The organism is Sphingopyxis sp. SCN 67-31 (assembly GCF_001725095.1).
In genome coordinates this window covers 1-11,784 of the sequence record NZ_MEFH01000107.1, presented here as the reverse complement: position 1 = coordinate 11,784, position 11,784 = coordinate 1, and the positions used below count along the sequence as shown (strand labels likewise).

Here is an 11,784-nt window from a genome sequence, read left to right as displayed (position 1 = left end):
GCAGCCCCCAGAATCGCGCAATCGTCGCGGCCGACCATCGCGCGCAGCATCGCGAACACATCCTCGGCGCCGAAGTCGATGTCGGCATCGACGAACAGCAGGTGGGTGCAGTCGCTTTCCGCGAAGATCGCAGCGAGCATGTCGCGCGCGCGCGTCACCGACGGCTGGTAGAGGATGAACTCGAACCGCACCGTCAGGCCGATCGCCTGCGCCCGCAACGCAAGGTCGAGCAGCGCGCGGACATAGCTACCCTGCGCCCCGTCATAGATGGGCGTCGCCACCATCAGGCGGCAATTGGCAAGCGCAGGGTCCGTCATGGTCTTGCGGCCTTTCCCCCTCCCGCGACCGGAAGGGGTTTGCGATCACAGATCGGCGATGAAATCCTTGTACGCCTGCGCATTCATCAGCCCGTCGAGCTGGCTCTTGTCGCTGAGCGTCATGCGAAAGAACCAGCCTTCGCCTTCGGGATCCGAATTGACGAGCGCGGGGTCCTCCTCGAGCTGGCCGTTGCCTTCGGTGACGGTGCCATCGACGGGCGCGTAGACGTCGCTCGCCGCCTTCACCGATTCGACCACCGCGGCGTCGCCGCCCTTCGACAGTTCGGCGCCGGTGTCGGGAACCTCGACGAAGACGATATCGCCGAGCTGGCCCTGCGCGAAGTCGGTGATGCCGACCGTCGCGACATCGCCATCGACATCGATCCATTCATGCTCTTCGGTATAAAAACGCGGCATCGATCAGCCTCCCTGTTTGCGCACGTAACGATGTGGAACGAAGGGCATCGGCGTCACCGTCACGGCGACGCGCTTGCCGCGGACTTCGGCGGCGAGCGCCGTGCCGGGCTCGGACAGGCCGGTGGGCACATAGCCCATCGCGATCGGGGCGCCGACGCTCGGCGCAAAACCGCCCGAGGTGACGACGCCGACTTCGCTGTTGCCGTCGAAAATCTTGGCGCCCTCGCGCACCGGCATCTTGCCATCGACAGTCAGGCCGACGCGCTTGCGCGGGCTGCCGTCGGCAAGATGGCCGAGGATGCGCGCGGCGCCCGGAAAGCCGCCTTCTTCGCGGCGGCGCTTGCTGATCGCAAAGGCCAGATCGCCCTCGACGGGGTCGATGCCCTCGTCAAGGTCATGGCCGTAGAGCGGCAATCCCGCTTCGAGCCGCAGCGAATCGCGCGCGCCGAGGCCGATCGGCTTTACCGCCTCCTGCGCGCACAGCGCATCGGCGATGGCCGAGACGTCGCTCGCCGGCACGGAAATTTCGAACCCGTCTTCTCCGGTATAGCCCGAACGGCTGATCCCCAGCCGCACGTCGCCCCACAGATAGGGGCCGGCCTGCATGAAGACGAGGCGGTCGACGGGAAGAATATCGGGGAATTCGGGAACCACGCCAAGCGCCGTCAGCGCGGCCGCGGCCTTTGGCCCCTGCAGCGCGAGCAGCGCCTGTTCGTCGAGCAGGTTCATCTCGATCTCGTCGGGCAGATGTTCGCGCAGATGCGCGATGTCGTCCCACTTCACCGCGCCGTTGACGACCATGTAGAGGCCATGCCCCGTATCGGTGATCATCAGATCGTCGAGGATGCCGCCATCGTCGGCGAGCAGCAGCGAGTAGCGCATCCGCCCCGGCTTCAACGCCGAAATATCGCCCGGAACCAGCGCCTCGAGCGCTTCGGCGGCGCCTTCGCCGCTGAACACGAGCTGCCCCATGTGGCTGACGTCGAACAGACCCGCATTGTCGCGCGTCCACAGATGTTCGGCCATGATGCCGTCATACTGGATCGGCATGTGATAGCCGGCGAATTCGACCATCCGCGCGCCCCTTGCACGGTGCCAGGCGTCGAGCGGCAGCGATTCGATCGCGACCGTTTCGCCCATTTCTTCGGTTTCGCTCATATCGGCCTCCCGTCGTTGACATGACGCGGCGCGGCCCGATGCCGTTCCTTCGCCATGCCCCCTCTGTCACGGGAACCTGAGAGTTTTCGTCCATGCGCCCGCGATGACGGGCCGGCATGGAGTTACCCCTTCGGTGGTCCGGGCGACGCCCGAACGCTTTCCAGAGTGTCCGTTCCAGCCGCGCGGTCCGTTGACCTGAGAGTTTCCGGGGCGGTTGCTCCTTCGGTGGCGACGGCCGGTTTCCCTGCCCCCGCGCTCTCCCGCGTGGCCGGTCGAATCTCTTGGAGAGGCTCGACAGACGCCTGAGCCTTGGCGCTCGCCTTCGGCAGAGTCAATCGGCGAGCTGTTGCATCGCGTCATTTTCGTGGACGAACTGTCCGGGCGCCGCCAGCGACGCCGCCGCCACGATCGCGCGCGCCACCGTTTCGGCCGGAATCGAGCGATAGCGGCGCAGCGATCCGTGCAACAGCGCGTCGGTGAGCGGCGCGGCAAGCATCGCCAGCCCCTCGCCAATCCGCGTCGGCCCCCGCCGGTCGCCGGTGAGCAGGCCGGGGCGCATCAGGTCGAGCCGCAGGAAATTCAGCGCGCGCAGCGCCTCCTCCACCTCACCCTTCGTCCGCAGATAGAAATTGGCGCTATGCGCCGCCGCGCCGACGCTGCTGACCGCGATCATGTGCGCCGTACCCGCCGCCTTCGCCGCATGGGCGCAGGCGAGCAACAGATCATGATCGACCGCGCGAAACGCGTCCTGCGACCCCGCCTGGCGGATCGTCGTGCCGAGGCAGGAGATCAATATCCCGGGGCGCTCCGCCGCGATGATCTCGGCCCATTCGCCCGGATCGGCGGTCACGGCGCGGTGGCTGGCCCCCGCCTCGACCGGACGGCGCGCCAGCAAGGTCAGTGGCAGGGCATGGCCGCAGCGGGCAACCGCCTGTCCGACAAGCCCCGTCGCTCCGATCAGAAGCGCGCGGGGCGCGGCATCAGACATGCGCCAGCGCCTCGGGCACCGCGGCACGCCCGTTTATCTCGGCAAAGCGATCGATCGCGAATCGGTCGGTCATCCCGGCAATATAGTCGCCGATGTGGCGCACCGTCGCCCCGTCCGTATCGGGCAGCCGCGATGCCCATTCCTCGCCCATCAGCGCAGGGTCAGTCTGATAGGCCGCAAACAGCCCCGACACGACGGTGCGCGCCGCGTCGGCGGCGGCGATCTGCGACGGATGGTGATAGAGGTTCGCATACATGAAGCGTTTGAGATCGCGTTCCTGCCGCGCCAGCGTTTCCGAAAAGCCGCCGAGCGTGCGGCCCGCCGCGCGCACTTCCGCCACGCTCTCCACCCCCGCATCGGCAACATTGGCCTTGGTCGCGGCGATCACGTCGTTGACCATCACGCCGATCTGGTCGCGCACCAGTTCGCGCAGCAACCGGTCGCGCGGCGCGCCCGGAAAGCGGCCTTCGACGAGGTGGAAATTGTCGGCGACGAAGGGTTGCGCCATCAACTGGTCGATCGTCAGCAATCCCGCGCGCAGGCCGTCGTCGATATCGTGATTGTCGTACGCGATGTCGTCGGCGACCGCCGCCACCTGCGCCTCCAGGCTGGCGTGGCTCGTCAGGTCGAGCGGAAATTCGGCGTCGATTTCCGCCAATGCCCAGCCGGGGTGCCGCACCGGACCATTGTGCTTCGCCAGCCCCTCCAGCGTTTCCCACGTCAGATTGATGCCATCGAAGCGCGGATAGGGACATTCGAGCCGCGCGAGCGTGCGCAGCGTGTGCCCATTATGATCGAACCCGCCATGCGCCATCATCGCCGCTTTCAGCGCGTCCTCGCCCGCATGGCCGAAGGGCGGGTGACCGATGTCATGGGCAAGGCACAAGGCCTCGGTCAGATCTTCGTTCAGCCCCAGCGCCCGGGCGATACCGCGACCAATCTGCGCGACTTCGATGCTGTGCGTCAGCCGGACGCGATAATGGTCGCCGTCGGGCGCCACGAAGACCTGCGTCTTGTGACGCAGCCGGCGGAAGGCGATCGAATGGATGATGCGGTCGCGGTCGCGCTGAAAGGCATCGCGCGGCCCGCGCACGACGCGGCCCGGTTCGTCGTGGCGGCGTCCGCGTGTCGCCCTGGGGTCGCTCGCACAGGCCGACAACGTCATTTGAAGAGATCGACCTCCTGCCCCGCATCGCTAGTGAAGACGAAGCCATCGCCGCCCGCCTTCTTATATTGCGCGAGCCAGTCGGCAGCCGCCTTCTTGTCCTTGAACGGCCCCACGAGCAGGCGGCGGGTGCGGCCCCATTCGGTCGAGCCGCCATCCTTGCCCTTGAACAGCGCGGCATTCTTTTTGGCGAAGCGGTTGAAATCGAAGGCGAGCGCCTTCTGGTTCGACCCCGCCGCGACTTGCACCCAGATGCGCGAGGGATTGGCCTTTTTCTTCGCGGCCTCTTCCTTCGCCTTGGCGTCGGCCTCTGCCTTGGCCTTGGCCGCGGCTTCTTCCTTTTCGCGCTTTGCCGCTTCGGCGGCATCTGCCTTGCGCTTGTCCTCGACCAGCTTGGCAAGCGTATCGGCGCCGACCGCGCCGCTGGTGCGCTCAAGCTCCTCGGGCGGAATCTCGATCGAGCTGACGATCTGCGCCAACGAGGCGAGCGGAGCCGCAGCACTGGGCGCTGGCGTGGTCGTCGCCGACGGCGGCGCAGCGGCAGCGGCCGGCGGCTGGCCGACATCGCTCAGCGAGAAGCCCGGACCGACCGGACCGGCACCGCTGTTTACCGCGACGCCCACCGGTTGGGCCGCCGCTGGCGCCGGTGTCGGCGCGGGAGGCTTCGCTGCCGGGACGGACGGCGTATCGGCACGGCGCACCGGCACGGCGGCCGGCGGCTGCCCCACGGTCGGCGCGGGTGTCGGCGCTGGCGTGGGCGCAGGTGTCGGTGTCGGCGTCGGCTTCAGGGTCGGCTTCGGGGTCGGTCGCGTCGCCGGTGGCGGTGTGGCGGTGGCCACCTGCACCGGCTTGTCCTTGTCGCCGCGCCGTTTGCTGGGCGTCGAAGTCGGGGACGAGGCGGGCGTCGGGGCTGGAGCCGCCGCAGCCACCTGCACGGGCTTGCGCACCGGGCCAAGTTCACCGGCCGGGAAGCGCCCGAAATGCGCGGCGGCGGCCTGCTGCGCCGGATTGAGCCGGTCCATCTGGGTCAGATAGGGCAAAATGCTCTGCGCCAGTAGCGCCGGCATCGTCGCCTTGACGATCTCGGTCGCCTCGTCGTTGCGGCCGTTGATCGCGAGGATCATCGCGCGCGACCGCCATGCGGCACGGTCCTGGGTGCGAAGCTGCGGCGTGAGGAGCTGAATCGCGCGGTCTGGCTGCCCCGTGATGCCGAGCGAGATCGCATAGCGGCGGATCACTTCGTCGCTCGGCGCGATCGACAGGGCGAGTTGATAATCGCGCTGCGCCGCATCCTGCTGGCCAAGCAAATCGCGCGCAAGCCCGCGGTCGGCAAGGAACAGCCGCTCGGGCGCACCGAGAAGCTGCGCCTCGCCGAAATAGTCGAGCGCCCGCGATGGCTTTTCGAGATGGAGCATCGCCGACCCGAGCGCCGCCTTGACCGCGCCGTCGCGCGGACTCGCCTGCTCGGCACGGGTCAGAAACCCGAGCGCGGCGCGATAATCCTCCAGCTCGATCGAGGCGCGTCCGGCATCAAGCAGCGCGGCGCTGTCGGTGGCGTTCGAGGCGAGCCGAGCGATCGCCGACGACAGCATCGTCCGCGCGGCGGTGCGTTTTTCCATCGCCGCCTTGGTGGCCGCATCGGGCGGCGTCACCTGAAATGCATGCGCCGCTGCGAAGGGTGCAGCGGACAGGAACAGCAGGCCGAGCGCGCCGACATGAAGTCGAACGCGCCGCGGCCCCGCCGTCAATTTGGATCGCCGCATGGGCAAATCATCCCGTGTTCGGGCCGCCTGCCCATCGGGCGGCCGCGATGAACCCTGTTACTGGTTGTTCTGACGGCCCAGGAAGCGCGGAATATCGACCCCGTCTTCCTTGTCGCCTTCTTCGGCAGGGGTCGAACCGCCACGCGACAGGCGCGACATGCGTTCGAACAAGGTGCCGCCACCGATCGGCCGCGCAGGCTCGGCCGCGGGGGCCGGGTCGGCAGCCGGCGCGGGCGCCGGTTCGGGTGCATCGAGTACGAGCTCGTCGCTGGTATCGTCATAGGTCGCGGCGACCTGCGACAATTCCATCGGCTCTTCCTCGGCCGGCGCCGGTGCTTCGGCCGCGGGAGCATCGCCCAGCGAGAAGCCCGGTGCGGGGTCGGTGTCGACCTCGGGTTCCGCAGCTTCGACCGGCGCTTCCACAGCCGCCGCCTCGACCGGCTCCTCGGCAAAGGGCGCCGGCGCCGGGCTGCGCGCGGGGGCGAAGGAGAAGCTGCGCGCCGCCGGTGCGGCCGGAGCCGCCGCATCACCCGAACCGTCGATGCCGGTCGCGACGACCGATACGCGAATCTTGCCTTCCAGCCCTTCGTTGAAGGCGCTGCCCCAGATGATGTTGGCGTCGGGATCGACGAGTTCGCGAATATGGTTCGCCGCTTCGTCGACTTCCATCAGGCGCATGTCTTCGCCGCCGGTGATCGAAATGATGACGCCCTTCGCGCCCGCCATCGACACGCCGTCGAGCAGCGGGTTGGCGATCGCCTTTTGCGCGGCTTCGAGCGCGCGGCCGTCGCCTTCGGCTTCGCCGGTGCCCATCATCGCCTTGCCCATTTCGCGCATCACGCTGCGCACGTCGGCAAAGTCGAGGTTGATGAGGCCGGGCATGACCATCAGGTCGGTGATGCCGCGCACGCCCTGCTGGAGCACTTCATCCGCCATGGTGAAGGCTTCCTTGAAGGTCGTGTTCGGGTTGGCGACCAGGAAGAGATTCTGGTTGGGAATGACGATCAGCGTGTCGACATGGTCCTGAAGCTCGGCAATGCCGGCTTCGGCCGACCGCATGCGGCGGTTGCCCTCGAAGGTGAAGGGCTTGGTCACGACGCCGACGGTCAGGATACCGCGGTCGCGGGCCGCCTTGGCGATGACCGGAGCCGCACCGGTGCCCGTGCCGCCGCCCATGCCGGCCGCGACGAAGCACATATGCGCGCCGTTCAGCGCCTCTTCGACCTGCGCAATGCTTTCCTCGGCCGCCGCCCGGCCGACTTCGGGACGCGAACCCGCACCCAGACCCTGGGTGATCTGCGTTCCGAGCTGGATGCGACGCTCCGCCGGCGAGGCGTTGAGCGCCTGCGCGTCGGTGTTGGCGACGACGAAATCGACGCCCTCGACCTTCGCCGCGATCATGTTCGCGATGGCATTGCCCCCCGCGCCGCCGACGCCGATCACGGCGATACGCGGCTTCAGTTCATCGACCTGCGGCGGGCCAATATTGATGCTCATCAACCAATCTCCCTGTAGCGGCGGACCAACGCCGCTTCCCTCACCTTGCGACCCATTCGGGCGGTAGTCCGGCCGCCCGTCATTGATTTATCGCATTGCACTATTGTGACGCCGGAATCACCCAAAAAATTAACCTTTCGCGCAACCGCGCGTCAGAAACTGCTCTTCAGCGCGGTGATAAGTCGGTTGATGATCGACGACCCCTTGGGACGGTACACATCCTGCGCCATCGTGGGCAGGTCGCGCAGATCCACGGGATCGGATGCGGCATAAAGAACCAGACCGGCAAGCGTCGCGAAAGCCGGTCCCGAATGGGCATCGGGCAAGCCGTGCAAGCCGCGCGGTCGCCCGACGCGCGCCGCCCGGCCGAGTGCGATCTGGGTATAATCGGCGATGCCTTTCAGATCGGCGCCGCCGCCGACGAGCACGACCTGACGGCCGATCGGGCCGACGAAGTGAAGATCCTTCAGCGTCCGTCCGATGTCGCCCATCATCTGGTCGAGCCGCTGACGGATGACCGAGATCAGCTGCGCGCGCGTGATGCGCGGCGCATCGCTGCCCGCGGGCGCGCCGGGATCGAGTTCGATCAAATCATTGTTGTCGCGCGGGCTGGCCGAGGCCGAGCCGTAGAAGCTCTGCAGCCGCTGCGCCTGGCTGCGCCGGATACCGAAGGCCGAGGCGATGTCGTCGGTGATGTCGCTCGCCCCGAACGGCAGCGAAACCATCTCGACGAGCATTCCGCCTGCATAGAGCGACACCGTCGTCACTGCCGCGCCGAGTTCGACCAGCGCCACGCCAAGGTCGCGTTCTTCTTCCGACAGGCAGGCGAGCCCCGCCGCGATCGGCGAGGCGACCACCGCATTGACGTCGAGATGCGCCTGCCGCACCGCGGCTTCCAGATTTCGTACCGGGGCGCCGTCGGCCATGATGATGTGGATGTCGACGCCCAGCCGGTCGGCGTGCAGCCCGATCGGATTCTTGACGCCGGTCAGCCCGTCGAGCGTGTAGAGCGCCGGCTGCGCGTGCAGGATCATCCGCCCTTCGGGATCGATCCCCGCACGCCCGGCGGCGAGCAGATCGTCAATATCTTCCTGTTCGATGCGGTGACCGCCCAATTCGCTCTCGATCGGGGCGACGTCGCTCAAGAGGCTGCCCGCCGAGAAGCTGACCCAGACGTCGTCGATATTGAGACCCGCGATACGCTCGGCCTGTTCGATCGCCTCGCGCACGATATGCTCGGTCTGCTCCATGTCGGCGACATAGCCGCGCTGGACGCCGCGGCTTTCGCGCTGGCCGGTGCCGAGCACGTGCAACTGCCCGTCGGCAGTCTGGCCCGCGATGAGCGCACAGACCTTCCACGACCCGACATCGAGCGCGGTGATAATCTTTTCGATGCGCGGCGGCGCCATCGCTTCTATCCCTCGTTCGCCTGACCCGCCGACACCGCGTCGGCGGCGGCACGCGCGTCGTCGATCTTCGACGGCGCCACCTGCCCTTCGTGCGGCATGCGTAGCACGAAACGGCTGGGATCGCGCATGTCGAAACGCAGGATACCGCGGCCAAGGAGGCGGTTTGCCCCGTCCATGTGCGCGAATTTCGCGAGCGCCGCCTTCGCTTCGGCATCGCCTTCGGGCAGCGACAGCGTTTCGCCGCTGCGGAAGCGCAGATCCCAGCGGCGGTTGCCGACCCAGGTCGCGCCCGCGAGCAGTTCCTTTAGCGAACTGGCCTCGGCGAGCAGCGCGTCGAGATCCTGCGCACGCCGATTGGCATTGGGGCCGATGACGAGCGGCAGGTCGGGCATGGTCGCGACCGTCACGGGTTCCAGGACGACCCCGCTGTCGTCGATCAGCGACAGTCGGCCGTCATTCTGCCAGATCGCTGCCGGGGTGCGCTCGACGATATCGACGACCAGCGTATCGGGCAGGCGGCGCGACACGCGCGCATCCTTGATCCAGCCATACTGCATCAGGTCGCGGCGCACATCGTCAAGCTCGACCGCGGCCATCGAGCGGTCCTTCTGCGCCAGCGCGATATCATAAACCTTCAGCCGGTCGATGCGATCGGCACCGACCACTTCGACCTTCTTTACCTGAAATCCGGCGCGTCCGACCGCCTGCGCCCACTCTTCGTGGATTTTCGCGGTCACGCCCGTCACCTCGGCACCGAGCACCAGCACGCCCGCCAGGCCGATACCGATCGTCCAGTTGGCGACGCGCTGAAGCTGCGCCGGGCTGATCGGCAAGGCGTTGATGACCATGTTGAGGCGCGACTGCTTGACCGACCGGCGCCTTTTGGGCGCGCGCGACGGACGGCGCGGCGGCGCCTTCGCGCGTTTGATCCTGGTGCTGCTCATGCTCCGCTGCTCATGCCAATGCTTCCCCCACGATGCGTTCGACGAGTTCGGCATAGTCCATGCCGATGGCGCGCGCCTGTTCCGGCACGAGGCTGAGCGGTGTCATCCCCGGCTGCGTATTGACCTCGAGCAGGAAAATACCCGCAAGCCCATGCTCGTCGTCCCAGCGAAAATCGGAACGCGACGCGCCCTTGCAGCCGAGCAGGCGATGCGCCTCGACCGCCAGATGCTTCATCCGCTGCGCAACGTCGGCGGGGACATCGGCAGGACAGACATGTTCGGTCAGACCGTCGGTATATTTGGCGTCATAGTCGTAGAATCCCGACTTCACGCGCAGTTCGGTGACACCGAGCGCCTCATCGCCGAGTACCGCGACGGTCAGTTCGCGCCCCTTGATGAAAGGCTCGGCGAGCAGCCGGTCGAACTCCTGCCACGGCCCCACAGCTTCGCGCGCAATGGGGTTGCCGTAGTTGCTATCGTCCTTGACGATCGCGACGCCGACCGACGATCCTTCGTTGACGGGTTTCAGGACATAGGGGCGCGGCAGAGGATCGGCTGAAAACAGGCTTTCACTGTCGACCATCGTCCCCGTCGGCATGGGAATACCATGCGGCACCAGCGCCTGTTTCGTCAATTCCTTGTCGATCGCGATAACCGACGTGACGAGCCCGCTGTGGGTGTATTTGAGGCCCATGAGGTCGAGCATGCCCTGCACGGTGCCGTCCTCGCCCGGAACGCCGTGGAGTGCGTTGAAGACGACATCGGGCCGCGCTTCGGCAAGCCGCTGCGCTACATCGCGGCCCATGTCGATGCGCGTGACCCTGTGCCCACGGCTTTCGAGCGCGTCGGCAACGCCCTTGCCGCTCATCAGCGACACTTCGCGTTCGGCGGACCAGCCGCCCATCAGGACGGCGACATGCCACGGACCCCGGCTCACTTCGCCACTCCCACGCGCTGAATCTCCCATTGCAGTTCCACGCCGCTCTTCGCCTTCACCCGGCGGCGGACTTCCTCGCCGAGCGCTTCGATATCGGCGCTCGTCGCCGCACCGGTGTTGATCAGGAAATTGGTATGCTTCTCGCTCACCTGCGCGCCGCCGATGGCGAAACCGCGGCAACCGGCCTCATCGACAAGCTGCCACGCCTTGTGACCGTCGGGGTTCTTGAAGGTCGAGCCGCCGGTCTTCGAGCGCAGCGGCTGCGACGCCTCGCGGCTCGCCGAGATGCGGTCCATTTCGGCCTGGATGGCTTCGGGTTCACCCGGACGCCCGCGGAACGTCGCGCCCACGACGACCGCACCTTCGGGCAATTCGCTGTGGCGATAAGTGTAGCCCAGATCGGCAAGCGGCAAGGTCCGGCGCTCGCCCGAGCGCAAGACGATGTCGGCTTCGACCAATATGTCCTTGACCTCGCTGCCATAGGCGCCGCCGTTCATCCGCACGAAGCCGCCAACGGTGCCGGGGATCGACCGCAGGAACTCCATCCCCGCGATCCCCGCGTCGCGCGCGGTCGACGAGACGAGGATGCCCGAGGCACCGCCTCCGCAGCGCAAGCTGGTCGCGTCGACGGCTTCGACCTTTGCAAAGGCCTTGCCGAGCCGGACGACGACGCCCGGAAAGCCGCCGTCGCGAACGATGAGGTTCGAGCCAAGGCCGAGTGCCATCACCGGAATCGCGGGATCGAGGTCGCGCAGGAAACCGGCAAGATCATCGGCGTCCTTCGGCTCGAACAGCCAGTCGGCAGGACCGCCCGACTTGAACCAGACGAGCGGCGCCAGCGGCGCCTTTGCGGTTAGCTTGCCGCGGACCGCCGGAAGCGTATCGGCGGTGCTCATACCGCCTCCACCGCGCTCGCCAGCCCCGCCGCCATCTTGGTGATGTCGCCTGCGCCGAGGCAGATGATCATGTCGCCCGCGCCGAGCGTTTCGGTGCGGATCGCGTCCGCGATCGTTGCAGCAAGCGCACCGGCGTCGGCAACGGTCGACGCATGGCGATGGCCGCGGTCGCGCAGCCCCTGCGCCAGCGCATCCGACGACACGCCCTCGATCGGGCTTTCGCCCGCTGCATAAACGGGCAGCGCGAGCACCATGTCCGCGTCGTTAAAGGCCTGCTGGAAATCGTCCATATG

10 protein-coding genes, 2 pseudogenes and 2 riboswitches are annotated in these 11,784 nt (G+C 67.3%); all 12 genes and pseudogenes read right to left on the bottom strand.

Going from position 1 to position 11,784, the window contains the following annotated elements; translation table 11 throughout:
• Positions 1-317: pseudogene (locus ABS88_RS19850) on the bottom strand (hypothetical protein); the annotation flags it as partial.
• A 45-nt stretch (positions 318-362) separates the two neighbouring features.
• Complete coding sequence (gene gcvH, locus ABS88_RS19845; protein ID WP_003039997.1) at positions 363-734, bottom strand: glycine cleavage system protein GcvH; 372 nt, start codon at positions 732-734, stop codon at positions 363-365.
• Positions 735-737: 3 nt separating this feature from the next.
• The gene (gene gcvT / locus ABS88_RS19840; protein ID WP_286750370.1) at positions 738-1,892 is read right to left on the bottom strand and encodes a glycine cleavage system aminomethyltransferase GcvT; all 1,155 of its coding nucleotides are present in this window, start codon (positions 1,890-1,892) and stop codon (positions 738-740) included.
• A 53-nt stretch (positions 1,893-1,945) separates the two neighbouring features.
• A riboswitch (glycine riboswitch) is annotated at positions 1,946-2,065 on the bottom strand.
• Positions 2,066-2,165, bottom strand: a riboswitch (glycine riboswitch).
• Between the two features lie 58 nt (positions 2,166-2,223).
• On the bottom strand, positions 2,224-2,880 hold the full coding sequence (locus tag ABS88_RS19835; RefSeq protein WP_286750369.1) for an NAD(P)H-binding protein: 657 nt from the start codon (positions 2,878-2,880) through the stop codon (positions 2,224-2,226).
• Positions 2,873-4,045 (bottom strand): deoxyguanosinetriphosphate triphosphohydrolase, encoded by a 1,173-nt coding sequence (locus ABS88_RS19830; protein WP_286750368.1) that lies wholly within the window; start codon positions 4,043-4,045, stop codon positions 2,873-2,875. The genes ABS88_RS19835 and ABS88_RS19830 overlap by 8 nt, the downstream gene beginning before the upstream one ends.
• Positions 4,042-5,808, bottom strand: a complete 1,767-nt coding sequence (locus ABS88_RS19825; RefSeq protein WP_286750367.1) for an SPOR domain-containing protein — start codon at positions 5,806-5,808, stop codon at positions 4,042-4,044. The genes ABS88_RS19830 and ABS88_RS19825 overlap by 4 nt, the downstream gene beginning before the upstream one ends.
• 57 nt (positions 5,809-5,865) lie before the next feature.
• Positions 5,866-7,305, bottom strand: coding sequence for a cell division protein FtsZ (gene ftsZ / locus ABS88_RS19820; protein WP_286750366.1), 1,440 nt, complete (start codon positions 7,303-7,305; stop codon positions 5,866-5,868).
• Positions 7,306-7,457: 152 nt separating this feature from the next.
• Positions 7,458-8,714, bottom strand: coding sequence for a cell division protein FtsA (gene ftsA / locus ABS88_RS19815; protein WP_003040016.1), 1,257 nt, complete (start codon positions 8,712-8,714; stop codon positions 7,458-7,460).
• Positions 8,715-8,719: 5 nt separating this feature from the next.
• Positions 8,720-9,658: a cell division protein FtsQ/DivIB gene (locus tag ABS88_RS19810; protein WP_286750365.1), complete on the bottom strand. Its 939-nt coding sequence runs from the start codon at positions 9,656-9,658 to the stop codon at positions 8,720-8,722.
• 10 nt (positions 9,659-9,668) lie between these two features.
• Positions 9,669-10,595, bottom strand: coding sequence for a D-alanine--D-alanine ligase (locus tag ABS88_RS19805; protein WP_286750364.1), 927 nt, complete (start codon positions 10,593-10,595; stop codon positions 9,669-9,671).
• Positions 10,592-11,491: a UDP-N-acetylmuramate dehydrogenase gene (murB, locus tag ABS88_RS19800; protein ID WP_286750363.1), complete on the bottom strand. Its 900-nt coding sequence runs from the start codon at positions 11,489-11,491 to the stop codon at positions 10,592-10,594. Before murB ends, ABS88_RS19805 begins: the two co-directional genes overlap by 4 nt.
• Positions 11,488-11,784 (bottom strand): annotated as a pseudogene (gene murC / locus ABS88_RS19795) (UDP-N-acetylmuramate--L-alanine ligase); the annotation flags it as partial. The gene murB and the pseudogene murC, both read right to left, overlap by 4 nt.

Excerpts from the sequence above, each read along its gene's own strand:
- ABS88_RS19835 (WP_286750369.1), bottom strand. The coding sequence starts at position 2,880 with ATGTCTGATGCCGCGCCCCGCGCGCTTCTGATCGGAGCGACGGGGCTT.
- ABS88_RS19830 (WP_286750368.1), bottom strand. The coding sequence starts at position 4,045 with ATGACGTTGTCGGCCTGTGCGAGCGACCCCAGGGCGACACGCGGACGC.
- ftsZ (WP_286750366.1), bottom strand. The coding sequence starts at position 7,305 with ATGAGCATCAATATTGGCCCGCCGCAGGTCGATGAACTGAAGCCGCGT.
- murB (WP_286750363.1), bottom strand. The coding sequence starts at position 11,491 with ATGAGCACCGCCGATACGCTTCCGGCGGTCCGCGGCAAGCTAACCGCA.
- gcvT (WP_286750370.1), bottom strand. The coding sequence starts at position 1,892 with ATGAGCGAAACCGAAGAAATGGGCGAAACGGTCGCGATCGAATCGCTG.
- ABS88_RS19810 (WP_286750365.1), bottom strand. The coding sequence starts at position 9,658 with ATGAGCAGCACCAGGATCAAACGCGCGAAGGCGCCGCCGCGCCGTCCG.
- gcvH (WP_003039997.1), bottom strand. The coding sequence starts at position 734 with ATGCCGCGTTTTTATACCGAAGAGCATGAATGGATCGATGTCGATGGC.
- ABS88_RS19825 (WP_286750367.1), bottom strand. The coding sequence starts at position 5,808 with ATGCGGCGATCCAAATTGACGGCGGGGCCGCGGCGCGTTCGACTTCAT.
- ftsA (WP_003040016.1), bottom strand. The coding sequence starts at position 8,714 with ATGGCGCCGCCGCGCATCGAAAAGATTATCACCGCGCTCGATGTCGGG.